The organism is Vibrio sp. L5-1 (assembly GCF_021728315.1).
Taxonomy (GTDB): Bacteria; Pseudomonadota; Gammaproteobacteria; order Enterobacterales; family Vibrionaceae; genus Vibrio; species Vibrio splendidus_K.
On the sequence record NZ_JAKKCQ010000009.1, the window covers coordinates 61766 to 82037 of the forward strand.

21 protein-coding genes are annotated in these 20272 nt (G+C 45.1%); 12 read left to right on the forward strand and 9 right to left on the reverse strand.

Going from position 1 to position 20272, the window contains the following annotated elements; genetic code table 11:
* Nucleotides 1-2: 2 nt before the first annotated feature.
* Complete coding sequence (locus tag L3V35_RS22125) at nt 3-1184, reverse strand: O-succinylhomoserine (thiol)-lyase (RefSeq protein WP_029224093.1); 1182 nt, start codon at nt 1182-1184, stop codon at nt 3-5.
* A gap of 208 nt (nt 1185-1392) precedes the next feature.
* Between L3V35_RS22125 and metJ the strand changes: the two genes are divergently transcribed.
* Nucleotides 1393-1713: a met regulon transcriptional regulator MetJ gene (gene metJ / locus L3V35_RS22130; RefSeq protein ID WP_004729686.1), complete on the forward strand. Its 321-nt coding sequence runs from the start codon at nt 1393-1395 to the stop codon at nt 1711-1713.
* A gap of 304 nt (nt 1714-2017) precedes the next feature.
* On the opposite strand, the gene L3V35_RS22135 is transcribed toward metJ, so the two are convergent.
* On the reverse strand, nt 2018-3307 hold the full coding sequence (locus tag L3V35_RS22135; RefSeq protein ID WP_237291031.1) for a malic enzyme-like NAD(P)-binding protein: 1290 nt from the start codon (nt 3305-3307) through the stop codon (nt 2018-2020).
* Nucleotides 3308-3639: 332 nt separating this feature from the next.
* The gene (gene rpmE, locus L3V35_RS22140) at nt 3640-3858 is read right to left on the reverse strand and encodes a 50S ribosomal protein L31 (protein WP_004729688.1); all 219 of its coding nucleotides are present in this window, start codon (nt 3856-3858) and stop codon (nt 3640-3642) included.
* Nucleotides 3859-4189: 331 nt separating this feature from the next.
* Between rpmE and priA the strand changes: the two genes are divergently transcribed.
* From priA to rraA, 7 genes are all read left to right on the forward strand, one after another.
* Nucleotides 4190-6391 carry a primosomal protein N' gene (gene priA, locus L3V35_RS22145; protein WP_102498698.1) on the forward strand — a complete coding sequence of 734 codons (2202 nt, stop codon included), beginning with the start codon at nt 4190-4192 and terminating at the stop codon, nt 6389-6391.
* Between the two features lie 240 nt (nt 6392-6631).
* Nucleotides 6632-7636: a DNA-binding transcriptional regulator CytR gene (cytR, locus tag L3V35_RS22150; RefSeq protein WP_004729690.1), complete on the forward strand. Its 1005-nt coding sequence runs from the start codon at nt 6632-6634 to the stop codon at nt 7634-7636.
* Nucleotides 7637-7758: 122 nt separating this feature from the next.
* Nucleotides 7759-8292 carry a cell division protein FtsN gene (gene ftsN / locus L3V35_RS22155; RefSeq protein ID WP_065207417.1) on the forward strand — a complete coding sequence of 178 codons (534 nt, stop codon included), beginning with the start codon at nt 7759-7761 and terminating at the stop codon, nt 8290-8292.
* 215 nt (nt 8293-8507) lie between these two features.
* Nucleotides 8508-9056, forward strand: coding sequence for an ATP-dependent protease subunit HslV (hslV, locus tag L3V35_RS22160; RefSeq protein WP_004729692.1), 549 nt, complete (start codon nt 8508-8510; stop codon nt 9054-9056).
* Nucleotides 9057-9114: 58 nt separating this feature from the next.
* On the forward strand, nt 9115-10455 hold the full coding sequence (hslU, locus tag L3V35_RS22165; RefSeq protein ID WP_017077598.1) for an HslU--HslV peptidase ATPase subunit: 1341 nt from the start codon (nt 9115-9117) through the stop codon (nt 10453-10455).
* Between the two features lie 155 nt (nt 10456-10610).
* Nucleotides 10611-11528, forward strand: a complete 918-nt coding sequence (locus L3V35_RS22170; RefSeq protein ID WP_017080187.1) for a 1,4-dihydroxy-2-naphthoate polyprenyltransferase — start codon at nt 10611-10613, stop codon at nt 11526-11528.
* Between the two features lie 73 nt (nt 11529-11601).
* Nucleotides 11602-12120 carry a ribonuclease E activity regulator RraA gene (gene rraA / locus L3V35_RS22175; RefSeq protein ID WP_017077596.1) on the forward strand — a complete coding sequence of 173 codons (519 nt, stop codon included), beginning with the start codon at nt 11602-11604 and terminating at the stop codon, nt 12118-12120.
* Nucleotides 12121-12232: 112 nt separating this feature from the next.
* On the opposite strand, the gene zapB is transcribed toward rraA, so the two are convergent.
* Entirely contained in the window at nt 12233-12475 is a 243-nt protein-coding gene (gene zapB / locus L3V35_RS22180) for a cell division protein ZapB (protein ID WP_004729696.1), read from the reverse strand.
* Between the two features lie 324 nt (nt 12476-12799).
* Between zapB and glpX the strand changes: the two genes are divergently transcribed.
* The 3 genes from glpX (at nt 12800) to L3V35_RS22195 (ending at nt 15058) form a co-directional block, all read left to right on the forward strand.
* On the forward strand, nt 12800-13807 hold the full coding sequence (gene glpX / locus L3V35_RS22185; RefSeq protein ID WP_237300676.1) for a class II fructose-bisphosphatase: 1008 nt from the start codon (nt 12800-12802) through the stop codon (nt 13805-13807).
* A gap of 180 nt (nt 13808-13987) precedes the next feature.
* The gene (locus tag L3V35_RS22190) at nt 13988-14608 is read left to right on the forward strand and encodes a metalloregulator ArsR/SmtB family transcription factor (protein ID WP_237300677.1); all 621 of its coding nucleotides are present in this window, start codon (nt 13988-13990) and stop codon (nt 14606-14608) included.
* Nucleotides 14609-14710: 102 nt separating this feature from the next.
* On the forward strand, nt 14711-15058 hold the full coding sequence (locus L3V35_RS22195; protein ID WP_017077594.1) for a DUF3135 domain-containing protein: 348 nt from the start codon (nt 14711-14713) through the stop codon (nt 15056-15058).
* Nucleotides 15059-15190: 132 nt separating this feature from the next.
* On the opposite strand, the gene L3V35_RS22200 is transcribed toward L3V35_RS22195, so the two are convergent.
* Nucleotides 15191-15613, reverse strand: a complete 423-nt coding sequence (locus L3V35_RS22200) for a DUF805 domain-containing protein (protein ID WP_237300678.1) — start codon at nt 15611-15613, stop codon at nt 15191-15193.
* 126 nt (nt 15614-15739) lie between these two features.
* Entirely contained in the window at nt 15740-16087 is a 348-nt protein-coding gene (locus L3V35_RS22205) for a 5-carboxymethyl-2-hydroxymuconate Delta-isomerase (protein ID WP_004729703.1), read from the reverse strand.
* Nucleotides 16088-16336: 249 nt separating this feature from the next.
* Here L3V35_RS22205 and tpiA point away from each other — a divergent pair, with 249 nt between their 5' ends.
* The gene (tpiA, locus tag L3V35_RS22210; RefSeq protein ID WP_004729704.1) at nt 16337-17107 is read left to right on the forward strand and encodes a triose-phosphate isomerase; all 771 of its coding nucleotides are present in this window, start codon (nt 16337-16339) and stop codon (nt 17105-17107) included.
* 149 nt (nt 17108-17256) lie between these two features.
* On the opposite strand, the gene pfkA is transcribed toward tpiA, so the two are convergent.
* The 3 genes from pfkA to L3V35_RS22225 all read right to left on the reverse strand — a co-directional run bounded on the left by pfkA (nt 17257) and on the right by L3V35_RS22225 (nt 20118).
* Nucleotides 17257-18219, reverse strand: coding sequence for a 6-phosphofructokinase (gene pfkA / locus L3V35_RS22215; RefSeq protein ID WP_004729705.1), 963 nt, complete (start codon nt 18217-18219; stop codon nt 17257-17259).
* 317 nt (nt 18220-18536) lie between these two features.
* Nucleotides 18537-19445 carry a CDF family cation-efflux transporter FieF gene (gene fieF / locus L3V35_RS22220; RefSeq protein WP_026012358.1) on the reverse strand — a complete coding sequence of 303 codons (909 nt, stop codon included), beginning with the start codon at nt 19443-19445 and terminating at the stop codon, nt 18537-18539.
* 163 nt (nt 19446-19608) lie between these two features.
* Nucleotides 19609-20118 (reverse strand): CpxP family protein, encoded by a 510-nt coding sequence (locus tag L3V35_RS22225; protein ID WP_017077588.1) that lies wholly within the window; start codon nt 20116-20118, stop codon nt 19609-19611.
* Nucleotides 20119-20272 lie beyond the last annotated feature (154 nt).

Below are 20272 nucleotides of genomic sequence, written 5' to 3' on the forward strand. Positions count from 1 at the left end.
TATTAAGCCTCCCCTTCAGCAATAAAGCGTTGTGTTTTTTCAAACGCTTGCTTGAGATCGTCGATTAGGTCTTCCGCATCTTCAAGGCCAACAGAAAGGCGCAGTAATTGTTGAGAAACACCCGCTTCTGCCAATGCTTCTTCGCCCATCGCACGGTGAGTCATCGACGCAGGGTGACAAATCAGGCTTTCAACACCACCCAGTGATTCAGCCAAAGAAAATAGCTCTAACTTATCTACAAAATATTTAAGTGCTTCAAAAGAGCCCGCAAACTCAAAGCTCAACATGGAACCAAAGCCCAACTGCTGTTTCTTCGCGATCTCGTGACCCGGGTGTTCAGGAAGGCTTGGGTGGTAAATAGTGCCCACCAGATCTTGTTGTTGCAGCGCCGTCAGAATTTCACGTGAACTCTCTTCGTGAACACGCATACGCGCACCTAGCGTACGAATACCACGTAGAGTCATGTAACTATCAAATGGTGTGCCGGTCGCACCAATACAGTTGCCCCACCATGCAAGCTCTTCAGCGTGCTCTTCAGTTTTCGTCACGACAACGCCACCAATAACATCTGAGTGTCCGTTGATGTATTTGGTGGTTGAGTGGATAACAAAATCAGCACCCAGCTCTAAAGGCTTTTGGAACACCGGCGTCAAAAACGTGTTATCGACAGCAACCAGAGCACCTACCTCTTTCGCTTTACGGCAAGTCTCTGCAATATCAACCACACGAACCAACGGGTTCGATGGCGTTTCTATTAAGATCAACTTTGGCTTGAGCGCGATCGCCGCATCCAACGCTGCTTGATCCGATTGATCAACGAACAAAACTTTGAAGTCACCTTTTAACGAGCGGGTATTAAACAGGCGGTAAGTACCACCGTAGCAGTCGTGTGGTGCGATAATAAGATCATCACCGCCTAAGAAAGCGGATACCCACAAGTTAAGTGCCGAAGTGCCGCAGTTAGTCACCACAGCACCTTTGCCAGACTCAAGCTCAAACAATGCCGTTTCTAATAAACCACGGTTTGGGTTACCAGAACGGGTGTAATCGTACTTTGGCACTTCACCAAAAGCGGGAAACCCATAGTTAGTCGAAAGATAAATGGGTGGGACAACGGCATGGTGTTGCGTGTCTGACTCGATACCAGTACGTACTGCGATTGTTGCTGGCTTCCGGCTGCTCATAGGTGCTTCCTTACAAGTTTTGCGTCTGAGAATCACAGCGGCTTGTCGGCATTCTGCGGCTGTGTTAGATATATGTTATTCACTTTACTTTCATAAATGTGAGACGTCAACACTTCTGGACGTCTATATGTCTTTGCTTATGGCAGTAAATCCCGCTAAAATCACCACTACTAATTTATTCTAACAACTAAAGTGATGAAGGTACGCAATGGCCGACTGGAATGGTGAATACATAAGCCCATATGCTGAGCATGGAAAGAAAAGCGAACAAGTAAAAAAAATTACAGTTTCTATCCCTCTAAAAGTGTTAAAGGTTCTTACTGACGAGCGCACTCGCCGCCAGATTAATAACCTACGCCATGCAACAAACAGTGAGCTACTGTGCGAAGCCTTTCTACATGCGTACACAGGCCAACCACTGCCAACGGATGAAGATCTCCGTAAAGACCGTCCAGACGACATCCCGACTGAAGTGAAAAAGCTGATGACAGAGATGGGTATCGAATTCGAAGCGTTTGACGAAGAATAAAAACAACTCAGTCACTGCCTTCAATATTGATTCGCTATAGCTGAACCTTATTTGTCGCATCACCCACTACGTTATCGGTAGCTGCTCTGTGAATGATAGACATAAAAAAAACCGACTCCTATGAGTCGGTTTTTTATTATTCTTTTTCGCTCAATAGAGCAACAGCTATTAAGCTATTAAAGCATTAAAGCATTAAAGCATTAAAGCATTAAAGCATTAAAGCATTAAAGCATTAAAGCATTAAAGCATTAAAGCATTAAAGCATTAAAGCATTAAAGCATTAAAGCATTAAAGCATTAAAGCATTAAGCCATATAGTTAGCAGGCATCTCAATACGAGCTACGCCAGATTCAACGGCCGCTACTGCAACCGCTTTTGCTACGCGAGGAAGTAGACGTGGGTCCATTGGCTTAGGAATGATGTAGCCTTTACCAAACTCCAGTGCAGTCTCACCTGCAGCAGCGAGTACTTCAGCCGGAACTTCTTCTTTCGCTAGTTCACGAATCGCTTTAACCGCAGCCAGCTTCATCTCATCATTGATTTCGCTCGCACGCACATCAAGCGCACCACGGAAAATGAATGGGAAACAAAGTACGTTGTTTACTTGGTTCGGGTAATCGCTACGGCCTGTACCCATGATAAGGTCAGAACGAACTTCATGAGCAAGCGCTGGCTTGATCTCTGGATCTGGGTTTGAACATGCAAACACAACAGGCTTATCAGCCATCAGCGTGAGTGCTTCTGCTGGTAACAGGTTGGGACCTGATACGCCCAAGAACAGGTCAGCGCCTTCGATAACATCTTCAAGCGTGCGCTTGTCCGTGTTATTTGCGAATAGCGCTTTGTATTCATTCAGGTCTTCACGACGAGTATGGATTACACCTTTACGGTCAAGCATGTAAATCTTCTCACGCTGAGCGCCACACTTAATCAGCAGTTCCATACAAGCAACCGCCGCTGCGCCAGCGCCCAAACAAACGATCTTACACTCTTCAAGCTTCTTACCTTGAAGCTCAATCGCGTTCAGCATACCAGCAGCCGTTACAATCGCTGTACCGTGTTGGTCATCGTGAAAAACAGGGACATCACAACGCTCAATCAGGCGACGCTCAATCTCAAAACAGTCAGGTGCTTTGATGTCTTCTAGGTTAATACCGCCGAATGTATCTGCGATATTCGCAACCGTATCAACGAACTCATCGATTGTGCGGTGTTTAACTTCAATATCGATAGAATCTAAACCAGCAAAACGCTTAAACAGCAGCGCTTTACCTTCCATAACAGGTTTAGAAGCAATAGGGCCAAGGTTACCTAGGCCAAGAATCGCTGTACCGTTAGAGATAACTGCAACCATGTTGCCTTTACCTGTGTACTTATAAACGTTATCAACGTTCTGTGCGATCTCGCGAACAGGCTCAGCCACGCCTGGGCTGTATGCAAGTGCTAGGTCTTCTGCAGAGTTTGCAGGCTTCGTCAGTTCTACGGCAATTTTGCCTGGAATTGGGAACTCATGGTAATCAAGAGCTTGCTGACGGAATTGTTCTTGAGGCGATAACGCTTGAGAGGATTGATCTTGGCGGCTGTCTTCAGACATAGGTGTAGGTTCCTAGGATATTATTATTTGGGGGATCTTGTTCATGTTAATAGATGTACTTCAAAGTTCCTAGGTGGTTAAAGCCTCTGTCTCATTAAAAAACGAGATTTCACTACTAATAAGACCAGTGAGCAGTTGAAATTACTGTCGCTTGTTGAACTTTCGAGCGGATTTCGAGAATGGAGTATTGGGTGTAAGTTATGAAACAAAACTCAAGCGGGTTGCCTGTCGTTTTCGATATGTTGATAGCTGAATAAGATTCAGCGTTTTCTTAAATTTCAGGCAACAAAAAAGGACACCGAAGTGTCCTTTTTATGTCTAAATAGCGAGAATTACTTCTTGCTAGAAAGAGCACCGAAACGCTTGTTGAAGCGATCAACACGGCCGCCAGTATCTACGATACGTTGCTTACCAGTGTAGAATGGGTGACATTTGTCACATACGTCTAGGTGGATAGATTCTTTTGCAAGCGTTGAGTTGAACTCAAATGTGTTGCCGCAAGAACAAGTTGCAGAAACTGCTTTGTATTCTGGGTGGATACCAGTTTTCATGGGATAACCTCAAGTAGGCCGTGTCGCTATACGATTCTAAGCCGCACACCACACGTAGTTAAAAAATAAAATAAAGACACCGCTGCATCACTAAACTGCGATAAAGCCATACCTTTAAGGCGCAGTATAGTAATGAATCTATAAGGCAGGATCAACTGATTTGATACATTTTTCACCAATAGCCTCTTTATTTCCTTTGTCGGCCTGAGATTTCGGGCTCTCGTTATCTTCCTGCGTTAACTCGATACTCTCATCCAAACTGCTCCTCGAATTTAACGCCCTTATCCATTAGACTGTTCGCTCTCGTCAACTCAGATAAAGCTGTCCCTTTATGCGTCCAATGATTGCCCGCGTGGCACTGCCTGTTCCACTAGACAAGCAGTTCGATTACAAGATTCCTAACCACCTATTCCCGATTATTGGTGGACGAGTCTCTGTGCCTTTTGGACGACAAACCTTAACAGGTATTGTTACAGCTCTGGTTAACGAATCTGAATTCGAGCTAGACAAGCTCAAGCCCATTAAAGCCTTATTAGACAACCAACCCGTTTGGCCAGAATCGGTCTACTCACTCTTGGTATGGTGCAGCCAGTTCTATCAGTATCCACTGGGTGAAACCTTGGCTAATGCTCTACCAAGCGCTTTACGAAAAGGCAAAGCTGCCGACTTCGCAACGCTTGTCGAGTGGCAATTGACCCCATCAGGCAGAGATCAACTGATGCAAGGCTTTGGTCGTGCGGTTAAGCAAGCCAAAGTGATGCACATGCTTGAGCACGGCCCTGTTCCTCATCAAGAATTCATTGGTGAAGAAGTCGGGAGCGCGGTGCTTAAGACTTTGGAAGAGAAAGGTTGGATTGAGTCGGTAGAGAAAAAGCCAAAGCGCCAACCATGGCCAGTTGAACTTGAAAACGAACAAGACAAGCCGAAGCTCAATGCTGAACAAGCGATCGCTATTGCGACAGTAAATAGCCAAACCGATTTTAGTTGCTTCTTGCTCGAGGGGGTTACCGGCTCAGGTAAGACTGAAGTCTACCTGAATATGATCAAGCCGATTCTCGACCAAGGTAAACAAGCGTTAGTCTTGGTACCGGAAATAGGCCTCACTCCACAAACGATTAATCGCTTTAAGCGTCGTTTTAATGTGCCTGTTGAGGTGATTCACTCTGGATTAAACGATTCTGAACGACTGAATGCTTGGTTATCAGCACGAGACAAAATAGCGGGCATTGTAATTGGTACGCGCTCGGCTCTGTTCACCCCCTTCGCTGATCTGGGAATTATCATTGTCGATGAAGAGCACGACGCCTCTTATAAGCAGCAAGATAGCTTACGCTACCACGCTCGTGATGTAGCGATCATGCGTGCTCATAAAGCACAGATCCCGGTTGTGTTAGGCTCGGCGACTCCGGCCTTTGAGACGCTGCACAACGCTCAGATCGGTAAATACAGTTACCTCACCCTGACCTCACGCGCGGGTGTCGCACTGCCGACCACCAATAAGGTGTTGGATGTTAAGGGTGAATATCTAGAAAGTGGCTTGTCTGCGTCGTTGATTGCTGAAATGCAAAGACACCTCAAAGCAGGCAACCAAGTGATGTTGTTTCTCAACCGTCGTGGGTTCTCTCCCGCACTGATGTGTCACGATTGTGGTTGGACTGCAGAATGTAAGCGTTGTGATGCCTACTACACCTATCACCAGTACAGTAATGAAATGCGCTGCCACCACTGTGGTTCTCAGCAGCATATCGTACACAATTGCCAAGGTTGTGGTTCAGCGAACTTAGTGACGGTGGGTGTTGGTACCGAACAGCTAGAGGCTCAACTTGGTCAGCTATTCCCTGAATACAAAACCATTCGTATTGACCGAGACAGCACCCGCCGCAAAGGCAGCTTAGAAAGCGCGCTCGAGTCGATTCGTAAAGGTGAATACCAAATTCTTATCGGCACACAGATGCTTGCTAAGGGTCACCACTTTCCTGACGTGACACTTGTGGCGTTATTGGATGTTGACGCCTCTTTATATAGTAGTGACTTCCGCGCCTCTGAACGGTTGGCTCAACTGTTTACTCAAGTCGCCGGTCGAGCAGGCCGTGCCAGTAAGCCGGGTGAGGTTATCTTACAAACTCACCATCCAGAACATGGCTTGTTACAAGCGTTGCTGCACAAAGACTATAACCACTTTGCCCAAACCGCATTGGCCGAGCGTAAACAAGCGATGCTGCCACCTTATACCTTTATGACTCTGTTTAGAGCGGAAGCCAATGACACACGTTTAGTGGAAGAGTTCTTGCGTCAAGTTCGTCATACATTAGAATCGCATCCGTTGTTTGACCAATATTGCATGGTTCTAGGCCCCACCCCAGCGCCACTGGCCAAGCGAGCGGGCAAATCACGCTGGCAGTTGATTCTACAAACTCAGACTCGTTCGTTAATGCAGAAGTTATTAATGAGTGCCAAGCCGGCAATTAATATGTTACCTGCTGCGAAAAAAGTCCGTTGGTCACTCGATATTGAGCCGCAAGATTTGAGCTAAACCTACTTGGGTTAAAACTAATGATAAGTTTGTTCACAAATATTTCATATTTCTCGTGAGCAACCTCACACTAGTCATGTGATTTTTGTTAATCTAGCCGTAACTTTACACGGATGAAACGAATAAAATATTGCAATAAAAAAAGTGTTAGCAACACTTTCATAATATCTATCCGATTGTATTAATTATTCACGCCTTAAATACTTAGGCGACAAAGGAACTTAAAAGAGGGTTTAATTTATGGCGACAATGAAGGATGTTGCCCAGCTAGCAGGCGTCTCAACGGCAACGGTATCACGTGCATTGATGAACCCTGAAAAAGTCTCGGTTTCGACTCGTAAACGAGTTGAGACAGCAGTACTTGAAGCTGGATACTCACCCAATACATTAGCTAGAAATTTACGTCGCAACGAATCAAAAACCATCATCACTATCGTTCCTGATATCTGTGACCCTTACTTCGCCGAAATCATTCGTGGTATCGAAGATGCCGCTGTAGAGAATGATTACCTCGTTCTACTGGGTGACAGTGGTCAACAAAAGAAGCGTGAGTCTTCGTTTGTTAACTTGGTCTTCACCAAACAAGCAGACGGTATGCTACTGCTTGGCACTGATCATCCGTTTGATGTCAGTAAGCCTGAGCAAAAGAATTTACCGCCAATGGTTATGGCGTGTGAATTCGCACCTGAGCTTGAACTGCCAACGGTTCACATCGACAACCTAACCTCTGCATTTGAAGCCGTGAATTACCTCGCTCAGTTAGGTCATAAGCGCATCGCTCAAATCTCTGGACCAACGACTGCAACCCTGTGTAAGTTCCGTCAACAAGGCTACCAACAAGCATTGCGCCGCGCTGGAGTATCAATGAACCCAGCTTACAGCACTGTGGGCGATTTCACCTTTGAAGCGGGTGCGCAAGCGGTTCGTCAATTACTTGCACTTCCTGAACAACCTACAGCGATCTTCTGTCATAACGATGCGATGGCGATTGGTGCGATTCAAGAAGCGAAGAAGCTAGGTTTACGTGTTCCTCAAGACCTATCGATTGTTGGCTTCGATGACATCCAATTCGCTCAATACTGCGATCCACCGCTAACCACTATTTCTCAGCCTCGTTATGAGATTGGACGCCAAGCGATGTTGATGATGCTTGATCTATTGAAGGGCAACGATGTGCAAGCAGGTTCGCGTCTGCTTGAAGCTAAATTAGTCGTTAGAGGCAGCACCGCACCACCTCGAATGTAACCCTCAGAAATACCCTTATAAATCTGCGGCACATTTTGATGTGCCGCTTCCATTTCTGCACTATTATCCTCGCGCAATCTGGATTACCATGAGGATAGAATCAGCAACTATTGAATTGTCTTGTGGCTAATAGAGATTATGTAAAGCGCGGTCGTGGCACGAAAAAACCGACCAAGAAACAAGCCCCTCGCCGTAAACCTTGGCGCAGTGGTCTTTTGGCGATCCTCCTTGCCGGTGGTTTTGGTTATGGACTTTACTTATTGAGTAATGATCCTGAGCCGCCAACTCCAGTGGTAACCAAACCAAAACCTAAGCCAAAACCAGCGAAAGTGATTCCACCGCCTCCTGAAGAGAAGTGGGACTACGTTGAAACGCTGCCAAGCCGCGAGATTGAAGTTAAAGCCAAAGAACAAGAGATCTCTAAGATCCCTTACGTGATGCAGTGTGGCGCTTACAAAACGTCAGCACAGGCAGAAACGCGCAAGTTAGATATTGCGTTCCAAGGTATCTCGAGTGAAATCCGTAAAAAAGACGGCAGTAGCTGGTACCGTGTGGTTCTAGGGCCATACAAATTGAAGCGAGATGCAGAGCGAGATCGCCATAAGCTGCAACGGGCGAAAATCGAACCTTGCGCTATTTGGAAAGACACCGATTAGATTTAGCGATAGTCGCAGCCTTAATCTTAGCAAAAGCCAAACACCGAAAGCCTCCCATTGTGGAGGTTTTCTTTTATTTACTCCCTTTAGTCAGTTTTCCTTACAACTTCCGCCGATAAGTTGCGCGACATCACTCGCCCTTCCTTGAATTATCCGAGCACCATCCTCATATACTTTTTATACCCAAAGATAAGAAATATTAAGAGGCCCTACTCGTGACTACCATTGTATCTGTACGTCGTAATAATAAAGTCGTCATCGCGGGTGATGGACAAGTATCTCTAGGCAATACTGTAATGAAGGGCAATGCCCGTAAAGTACGTCGCCTATACAACAACAAAGTACTGGCTGGTTTTGCTGGCGGTACGGCAGATGCTTTCACGCTATTCGAAAAATTTGAAAGCAAGCTGCAAATGCACCAAGGCCACCTAACCAAAGCTGCCGTTGAGCTGGCGAAGGATTGGCGTAGCGATCGTGCTCTACGTAAATTAGAAGCACTGCTAGCAGTCGCGGATGAAACCGCTTCACTGATCATTACTGGTAACGGTGACGTCGTTCAACCAGAGAACGACCTGATTGCGATCGGTTCGGGCGGTAACTTCGCTCAAGCAGCAGCGACTGCACTATTAGAAAATACTGATTTAGATGCGCGTGAAATCGCAGAAAAGTCGCTGAACATTGCTGGCGATATCTGTGTATTCACCAACCATCACCACACTATTGAAGAACTAGAAAGCACCGTTGAGCTGCCAAAGCCAGAGTAACGACCGCTTCCATCAATAACGTTCTATTCAACAGTGATTAAAGAATTAAGGAAAAACCATGTCTGAGATGACTCCTCGCGAAATTGTTCACGAACTCAATCGCCACATTATCGGCCAAGACAACGCTAAGCGTTCAGTGGCTATCGCTCTACGTAACCGCTGGCGTCGTATGCAGCTTGAAGAAAGCCTGCGTGTTGAAGTTTCGCCAAAAAACATCCTGATGATTGGCCCAACGGGTGTGGGTAAAACTGAAATTGCTCGCCGTCTAGCGAAACTCGCTAATGCGCCGTTCATCAAGGTAGAAGCAACTAAGTTCACCGAAGTGGGCTACGTTGGTAAAGAAGTTGAGACCATCATCCGTGATCTAACGGACGTTGCGATCAAGATGACGCATCAACAAGCGATGGAAAAAGTACAGTACCGCGCTGAAGAACAAGCTGAAGAACGCATTCTTGATGCCCTTCTACCACCAGCACGTGATGCTTGGGGTCAGAACGAGCAATCAACTGAAGACACCACCTCTTCAAACACTCGTCAGATTTTCCGCAAGAAACTGCGTGAAGGTAAGCTAGACGACAAAGAGATCGAAGTCGATGTAGCCGCACCGCAAATGGGCGTTGAAATCATGTCACCTCCAGGTATGGAAGAGATGACCAACCAGCTGCAAGGCATGTTCCAAAACCTAGCGGGCGACACCAAGAAAAAGCGTAAGATGAAAATCAAAGATGCATTCAAAGCACTGACTGAAGAAGAAGCTGCGAAGCTTGTGAACCAAGAAGAGCTAAAAGAGAGCGCGATCTTCAACGCTGAAAACAACGGCATCGTATTCATCGATGAGATCGACAAAATCTGTAAGCGTGGCGACAGCTCAGGCCCAGACGTATCTCGCGAAGGTGTTCAGCGCGACCTACTGCCTCTAATCGAAGGCAGCACAGTATCAACGAAGCACGGCATGGTTAAAACTGACCACATCTTATTTATCACATCAGGTGCATTCCAAGTGGCTAAGCCATCAGATCTGATCCCTGAACTGCAAGGTCGTCTGCCAATCCGCGTAGAACTTGAAGCACTATCAGCACATGACTTCAAACGTATTCTTACTGAACCAAAGGCGTCACTGACAGAACAGTACATTGCTCTGATGAAAACAGAAGATGTCGGCATTGAGTTCACTGAAGATGGCATCAACCAAATTGCTGACGCAGCATGGCGTGTGAACGAAACCACTGAAAACATCGGTGCGCGTCGTCTACACACAGTCATGGAGCGCCTAATGGATGAAATTTCATTTGACGCAACAGACCGAGCAGGCAGTAAATTGCTGATTGATGAAGCTTATGTAATATCTAAGCTTGGCGAGCTCGTAGAAGACGAAGACCTAAGTCGCTTCATCCTGTAGCACACAAAACTCCAACTTATTGCTCTATCTCAAAGAAATAGCAGCTAATAAGCGAATTCAAGGCCCACTTTCGAGTGGGCTTTTTATTACCCGAAAAATGGGCGTATACTCAAATCACAGTTTGAAACGAAGACTTACAAAGAAATAGACCTACGATGAAACAATCTCTACTGATTTGGCTTGATGCCGCACGACCAAAAACTCTGCCTCTCGCACTCGTCTCTATTCTTACAGGAAGTAGTTTAGCGTTCGCCGGCGGTCAGTTTTCTCTATCAATAGCTCTACTGGCTTTTTTAACTGCCACCTTATTACAAATCCTGTCGAACCTAGCCAATGACTATGGCGACGCAGTAAAAGGCACCGACAACGAAAACCGTCTAGGGCCAACACGCGCAATGCAATCCGGCGCGGTGACCGCGAAAACCATGAAGCAAGCCATCATCCTCAACATCGTGTTTACCATGCTCGCTGGGCTGATTCTTATTTTTCATGCCTTAACCTCGATTGAAAGCATCTTATCTTTCATCGCGTTAGGCGTATTAGCCATAATGGCTGCCATCGCTTACACCGTCGGCAATAAACCTTATGGTTATATTGGCCTTGGCGACTTATCGGTATTTATCTTCTTCGGTTTGTTAGGCGTTTCAGGCACATACTTCCTACACACTGGTCATGTTGAGCCAAGCCTATTTCTTCCGGCCTTAGGCTGTGGATTAATGGCGGTTGCGGTACTCAACATCAACAACATGCGTGATATAGAGAACGACAGTGAATGTGGTAAGCGCACCATGGCGGTTCGCCTAGGGCAACGCAAAGCCAAGCACTATCATTTTGCACTGCTTGGGCTCGCCCTTGCCTCTTTCGCTATCTACCTACTGATTCAAGAAAAACCGGTCTGGATCAGCCTGCCGTTTTTATTGAGCATTGTTATTGTTTACAAACATGGCAAGGCCGTTTGGGAAACCGAAAAACCAGCGCAGATTGCACCAATGATGCCAGTGATTGTGAAATGCTCACTGGTCACTAACCTATTGTTTGCAGGGGTTGTCGTAGCTCAAACTCTATTGAGTTAAATGAGACTAATCATTGCAAAGGGATCAAGCACCGATATACTCAAAGTAAGCTCATTGTTCAAAAGGTATACTAATGGAATACAACACTTCAGCACTGTGCGACATATATTTGGATCAAGTTGATGTCGTGGAGCCCATGTTCAGCAACTTCGGTGGACGTGCATCCTTCGCAGGACAGATCACAACATTAAAGTGTTTTGAAGACAATGCTTTGATTCGCTCCGTATTGGAGCAAGATGGTCTGGGACGTGTGTTGTTAATCGATGGCGGCGGCTCGCTACGCAAAGCGCTGATCGATGCTGAGATTGCCCTACTTGCTGAAGACAATGAGTGGGAAGGTATTGTGGTTTACGGCTGCGTTCGTGAAGTCGATGAGCTAGAAGACATGAACATTGGTATTCAGGCTTTGGCTTCAATCCCTGTTGGTGCGAGCCAAGAAGGTGTCGGCGAATTGGACGTACCGGTCAACTTTGGCAGCGTAACCTTCTTACCGGAAGATTACCTCTACGCTGACAACACCGGCATTATTCTTTCGGCAGAGCCGCTAGATGTCGAACTTGACCTGGATGTTGAAGAAGAAGAGGTCGAGTAACTCTCACTCAGCTTCAAATAATAAAACAAACCATAAGAACACGAAGCATAAGAACACAAACAAAAACGCCCGCTACTGAGTAGCGGGCGTTTTTTTAAATCTGAAGAGTCAATTACTCTACGTCATCCATTTTACCAAGAAGGTTACGGATGCGATCTTGCCACGCTGAATGCTCTTCCTGCATTTGCTGAGTTTTTTGCTCTAGCTCGTGACGGCTTTCTTTAAGCTCACCAGCTTCTGTTGCTAGTGCTTGTTTCTCTTCTTTAAGCTCTTCCACTTCCATTTGAAGAAGTGCAATTGTATCTACTGCTGTTTGAATTTTTGCTTCTAGCTGCTCTAGTACTTCAAAAGACATTCTGGCCTACCTTTAAGTTATCCGTTTGATGGTGAAGGTCTACTCCACTTATTTCCCCATTCTACTCAGCAGAGCAAGGATAAACACTCAATATATTCGATATTTTGCGCCATTCGATGAAAAAAACAGCGCTTTTTACCGAATATTGACGTGAATTATTACTACCGCGACAACAGACTGATTATTTTGATGAATATTACCTGTTTTCACCCGCAAATTGATCAAGAGCAATCCCAAAAAAACAAAAAGGCAAACGTTTCCTTTGGGATATGGTAAAATTCGCCGCGAAATTTCTATTCCCCTTTTGAAAATTTTGGAGTCCGCATGAAACGCGATTTAGCAATGTCATTCTCTCGTGTCACTGAAGGTGCAGCACTAGCTGGTTACAAGTGGCTTGGCCGCGGCGATAAAAACGCTGCAGATGGCGCTGCTGTAGAAGTAATGCGTAGCCTACTGAACAAAACCGAAATTAGCGGCGAGATCGTTATCGGCGAAGGTGAAATCGATGATGCACCTATGCTATACATCGGCGAAAACGTCGGTATTGGCGGTGATGCAGTAGATATCGCCGTTGACCCAATTGAAGGGACACGCATGACAGCAATGGGCCAATCAAATGCATTGGCTGTATTGGCTGCAGGCGAAAAAGGTAGCTTCCTAAAAGCACCTGACATGTACATGGAAAAATTGGTTGTTGGTCCTGGCGCAAAAGGCGTGATTGACCTAGAACTGCCACTGACAGAAAACCTAGAAAACATTGCGAAAGCACTAGGTAAAACACTCGATACACTGGTAGTAACAACATTGGCTAAGCCACGTCATGATCAAGTTATCGCCGATATGCAGGCAATGGGCATTCGTGTATTCGCAGTGCCAGACGGTGATGTAGCGGCTTCTATCCTAACGTGTATGCCAGATAGCGAAGTAGACGTAATGTATTGCATCGGCGGCGCACCTGAAGGTGTGGTATCAGCTGCTGTTATTCGTGCGCTTGACGGTGACATGCATGGCCGCCTTCTTCCTCGTCATGAAGTAAAAGGCGATACAGAAGAAAACCGTAAACACGGTGAAATTGAACTAGAGCGTTGTGCTGAAATGGGCGTAACGGCAGGCATCGTTCTGAAGATGGAAGACATGGCTCGCAGCGATAACGTTGTGTTCTCTGCAACAGGTATCACCAAAGGTGACTTGCTAGAGGGTATTACTCGTACAGGTAATATCGCAACCACAGAAACTCTGCTTATCCGTGGTCGCTGTCGTACGATTCGCCGCATCAAGTCTATCCACTACCTAGAGCGTAAAGACCCAGAAGTAATAGGCCATATCCTGTAGACCTAAACTAGGTTAAATAGAACATTCGAAGGCTGATACCAAGTATCAGCCTTTTGTTTTATTGGTCTTCGACAATCACATCATTGACTGTCGTTATAGTAAATCACCATCAATATAGTAAATGGTTTGCTTTATAAACACCTTGCCCCATAATAGTAAGGTTCATGAGGTAGGGATAGTATGAAAACAAGCGACAAAATCTTACAAACCATTAAGCGTCAAGGCGCGGTAACCGCGAAACAATTGTCAGAAGAATTTGGCATGACGACGATGGGTGCAAGACAGCACCTACAAAGTTTGGAAGATAACGGTATTCTTGCGTTTCATGACGTAAAAGTAAAAGTAGGACGCCCTACCCGCCACTGGTCTTTGACTCAACAAGGCCATAGCCAATTTTCAGATCGACACGGCGAACTCACCATTCAAGTGATTGATGCTGTCGAAAACCTATTTGGCAAAGAAGGCTTAGCCAAAGTTGCAGCTGAGCGTGAACAGCACACTCTTAAGCAATATCAAGCCGCTCTATCCGACTGTAATAATCTGATCAGTAAGCTTGAAAAACTCACTCAACTTCGCGAAGAAGAAGGCTACATGGCTGAACTTCAAGAACAAGGTGATAACTACATCTTGATCGAAAACCACTGTCCTATCTGTAAAGCAGCCACTCGCTGTCCGAGCCTCTGCCAATCTGAGCTCAATGTATTTACTGAGTTACTCAAAGATGAATGTCATGTGAGCCGCACTGAACACATCATTACTGGCGAGCGTCGTTGTACTTATACCCTAACGCCAAGTTACTGATCCTGTCTCAATATTGAGAAAACACCAATAGATTAAAATTTGTACAAATTTCTTTCTTAAGCTTAAAGCATATGAAACATGCTTAATGCTAAGGAAGGAATCATGGCACATCCACAGCCCAATCAAAAACTGCCCCCTTTTGATGAACTGGTCCAACTCGCGAAAAGCGATCCGAAAGCATTCGATCAATTCAAACACGAGATGTGCGAACAGATGATTTGCTCAGCCTCAGAGACCATGCAAAACAGGCTTCGCGCTCAACAAAGTCATATCGATTTAGTCGTCAGCCGCTGCAAGAATCCACATCACGCTAATGTTGTTCTGATGCAAGAGCTGCGCTGTCAGGTCTGTAAATTCCAAGATGCACTCAAAGGCCGCTGCGATTTTGAAGAATCTCTGCCTGAAAATGTCGTGCCTTTCAGGCCAAATACAGAGCCAAAAATGTACTAACCGTTAAAATGTACTAGCTGTTTAAATGTACTAACCGTTGAAATGGACTAGCGACAAAAACCTATTCAAAGAAAAACGCCTTAAAAAAAAGGGAGCACAATGCTCCCTTCTTATTTCTCAATCATTCAATCTTTACACTGGGTCGTCACCGTAATCATTACGGCCTTCAGTTCCCTTGAGCAATCCACATTCAATCAAAATCCATAAACCACATACTAATGCTGCAACCGTTGCTGCCATGTGAATTGGCGATACCGATTCTGTGGTCGTTGCTACCATTGGCGAAGCCAAACGTCCAAGCACGAGTGGCACATTCAACAATAGCCAGTAATTCGACTTATTACGGTCATGCCAACGCTTGGCGGTGACCGCAAGATCTGGGATAACCAGCAACAGTAGGAAGATTGGTAGCAGGATATAGGAATATGCAGGGAACAGAACAGAAATACCGGAAGCAAAACCAGTAATCGCTACATAGTAGAAAACATTCCAAATCCAGTAAGTCTTACGACCAATTCTCCCCTTGAAAGAGAGCAGTAAATCTTTCATCGACATCTTAAATACTCAAAAAATTAATACGCTACCAAAAAGTTAGCAGCAAATAGTCAGTTAATCACTTTTAGTTAGTTAGTTAGTTAGTTAGTTAGTTAGTTAGTTAGTTAGTTAGTTAGTTAGTTTTAGCTAGTTAATCACTTTCTGAAAGCAACTTTTATCCATATCTCGTATGTTGACCGTTAGGCTACGGATATGGCTTGCCTGTTCTTGTAGGGTTTGCATCAACAAACGCGACAATTCTCTTTTCTGTTCTTCGGTACGTCCTGAAAGTAACTCAAAGCTAATATGAACAAAATCCACATTGTCCTCTTCATCACCGACCAACCAGTTATGACAGCGCAGTGAACGAGACTTCACAGAAGGTACATCAAACAAACCACAGTTTAATGTAACTTGATGAAGGTCTTCCAGTAAACCTTGGATATTCACTCGCTCATCCACTGAATTTGAGTACTCTAGAACTAGATTCGGCATTATTACTTCCTATTGTTAACGCAATCGTTTGTCCCTTAATAGCAACTAACGATGAAAAATCCGAGAAGTTAGCTATTATTCTGTCTGCCGGATCACTGATATATGCTCAAAATCTACTCTGACCATTGAGTAAGATCCAAGAAAGTCATGACCACAGTCATGATCTGTTGATATTATTCTGTTATATTATTTCGTAATAAAGTTTACTTTTTTACATTCGATTTATTTAAATACTTTGGAGATATTCCTATGCGTCATCCTGTAGTTATGGGTAACTGGAAACTAAACGGCAGCAAAGAAATGGTTGTTGATCTACTAAACGGTCTTAACGCTGAACTTGAAGGCGTAACAGGCGTAGACGTAGCAGTTGCTCCACCAGCACTTTTCGTTGATCTTGCTGAGCGTACGCTTACTGAAGCGGGCAGCGCGATCATCCTAGGTGCTCAAAACTCTGACCTAAACAACAGCGGTGCATTCACTGGCGACATGTCTCCAGCAATGCTTAAAGAGTTCGGCGCATCTCACATCATCATCGGTCACTCTGAGCGTCGTGAATACCACGCTGAGTCTGACGAATTCGTTGCTAAGAAATTCGCATTCCTAAAAGAGAACGGCCTAACTCCAGTTCTTTGTATCGGTGAGTCTGATGCACAAAACGAAGCAGGCGAAACTGTTGCTGTATGTGCTCGTCAACTTGACGCTGTTATCAACACTCAAGGTGTTGAAGCTCTTGAAGGCGCTATCATCGCTTACGAACCAATCTGGGCTATCGGTACTGGTAAAGCAGCTACAGCTGAAGATGCACAACGCATCCACGCTCAAATCCGTGCACACATCGCAGAGAAATCTGAAGACGTTGCTAAGAAAGTTGTTATCCAATACGGCGGTTCTGTTAAGCCAGAAAACGCAGCAGCTTACTTCGCACAACCAGACATCGACGGTGCTCTAGTTGGCGGCGCAGCTCTAGACGCGAAAAGCTTCGCAGCTATCGCTAAAGCAGCAGCTGAAGCAAAAGCTTAATTTAAACGTCACCGTTTAAATTGAATGAAAGGTCAACTTAGGTTGGCCTTTTTTATTGCCTGTCATTTCTGAAGCCTCAAACGGCAGGCACAAAAAAACCGCTGAACAATCAGCGGTTTTTAATATTTTAAGCGAACGCTAAGCGTGTCTTAGAACAACTCTTCTGCAACGCGGAACAGCTCAGAACGGTCTGGGTTCTGCATGTTCTCGATACAGTCGATGATGTCGTGGTGAACAAGCGCTTCTTTCTCGATACCAACACAACGACCACCGTGGCCTTCTTGAAGAAGGTGAACAGCGTAGTTACCCATGCGAGAAGCCAGTACACGGTCAAATGCAGTCGGGCGACCACCACGTTGGATGTGACCAAGAACCGTTGCACGAGTTTCACGACCTGTTGAAGCTTCGATCTCTTTCGCTAGTTCATTCGCATCCATCATTAACTCAGTTAGAGCGATGATTGCGTGCTTCTTACCTTTCGCAATACCATCTTGGATATTGCTGATAAGCTGATCTTTATCTAGGCCAGTCTCAGGTGTGATGATGTACTCACAGCCACCCGCAATTGCTGACATAAGCGTAAGGTCACCACAGTGACGGCCCATGATTTCAACAATAGAAATACGTTGGTGAGAAGAAGACGTGTCACGTAGACGGTCGATTGAATCGATAACAGTGTTAAGCGCTGTTAGGTAGCCGATTGTGTAGTCTGTACCCGCGATATCGTTATCGATTGTGCCTGGAAGACCGATACATGGGTAACCCATCTCAGTCAGTTTCTTAGCACCCATGTAAGAACCGTCACCACCGATAACAACTAGTGCTTCGATACCGTGCTTCTTAAGGTTCTCGATGCCTTTCTCACGAACAGCAACGTCTTTGAACTCAGGGAAACGTGCAGAACCTAAGAAAGTACCACCACGGTTGATCACGTCAGATACGCTTGAACGGTCAAGCTTTTCGATACGGTCTTCAACAAGGCCTTGGTAGCCATCGTAAATACCGTAAACTTCAATGCCAACTGATAGCGCAGTACGAACTACACCACGAACTGCTGCGTTCATGCCTGGAGCGTCACCACCACTGGTCAAAACACCGATCTTCTTAATCATGCTCACCCTCGATTTTTGGGAATCTATTATTCAATTCTTATTCTTGCTGATTGTATATCAACAAGATTTTAAATCTATATTTGTGCGTTATGTTACATTTCCTCAACAGGAATAGCACTTAAATCGCGTAAAATTATGTAACATTTCTACTTCTGTAAGAGTATTACAGTTTTACTCAGTAACTTTGTTGATTCACATCAGAATCAACATTAATTGTTACTAAGGTGATTTTTGAATCACCGAAGAATTAGTAATTTTTACTCACTTTAGTTCAAAAGCCACCTACTTACCATTTGCCTACCCTTTTTTTAGCCCGCTTACCATGAGTGAAATTTCTGCTGCTTCTCGGGTCCAAATACGACCGAATACGGGTCTTGATGAATTAATACATCAGCATCAGGAAAAACGGAGATAAGCTTGTCTTCTACTTCGTCAGAAATGCGGTGCGCTTCAATAAGTGGGATATTATCTTCGAGTTCTAAATGCAATTGAATGAACCGAACAGGCCCTGAACGACGCGTTCTTAGTTGATGTACGCCAAGCACACCTTCCACACTCAGCGATGTCTCTTTTATCTGTTTTAATTCTTCATCTGGCAGCTTTCTATCCAGCAAAGATTGAATGGCTTCTGTTGCCATTTGGTAGGCACTGTAAAGAATGTAGATACCGATACCAATCGCGAATACCGAGTCCGCTTGACCAATGCCAAACCAGCTCAGTGCTAGCGCGAGCATGATCGCTGCATTCATATAAAGGTCGGATTGATAATGCAGTGAATCGGCGGCTATCGCTTGGCTGCCCGTTTTGCTGACAACATGTTTTTGGAATCGAACCAAACCAAAGGTCATTACGATCGCGAACAAGCTGACATAAATACCAATTTCAGGAGAGTTCAGCTCATGCGGTCGGAAGAAACGCTCAATACCATTAAGAATAAGGAAACAAGCGGAACCGGAAATAAACATTGCCTGCGCTAATGCAGCAAGAGATTCTGCCTTACCATGGCCAAAGGTATGTTCTTTATCGGCAGGCTGAAGAGAGTAGCGAACCACCACCAGATTGACGACAGAAGCGGCGATATCCAACAGCGAATCGACCACAGAAGCTAATAAACTGACTGAACCTGTCACCCACCACGCAGCAACCTTCACAACCAATAATATGGAGGCAATGATGGTGGCAGCCCAAGCGGCGAGCGTAACTAAACGTGCGTATTCTTGTTTCATAAATTGGCTATAAAGTGACTGATAGCACAAAGTATAACCCGCAAACAACCGATTGAATATGACAGCCATGATGTAATACATTCATTTTTAAAGATCAAAAAAGCGGCACTAGGCCGCTTCTTTCTAAACACTTTCAATCAATTCAGCTTTCTCAAGCCATGAATTACTTGTCTTTGTTCATGCGTTTTTCCATTTTGTCAGCACACTTCGCCATGCGCTCTTGTTGGATTTCTTTCAGCTGAGTCTTTTGCTCAGGTGTTAGTACGCTCATCATTTGGTGTTGCTTCTTAAGCATTGCTACGCGACGCTCTGTTTGCTTCTCAACCATTTGGCTTGCTAGGTCGTTTGCTGCAGCTTCATCAAAAGTATCCGCGAGAACTAGATCTTGAACTTTCTCGTGATGCGCTTTCATTTGCGCCATTTTATCGGCTTTGTTGCCTGAGTGTTTTGCTTTCATCTCAGCACGATTCGCTTCGCGCATCTCTTTCAATTCTGTTTTTTGAGCGTCCGTCAGGTCTAGTTGGCGCATCACTTTCTTATCGAAGCCACCACACTTACCGTGCATACCTTTGTGATCACCTTTATCACCACCGCCGTATGCAAACGCACTCGCTGTACCTAACATAAGTGGAAGTGCCGCAGCTACTAGTACAAGTTTCTTAGTCATTTTCATAATTGTTGCCTCGATTCGGTATAATAAGTCATGTATTGCGTCTGTTTCTCAGCGCTTAGATATAGATTAGTCTTTCCCTCGTAAAGTGACGTTTAGAAAGCGTAAAGAATCGTAAAGAGTGAAAGTTGACGAATAATTAGCAGTATTATTAACC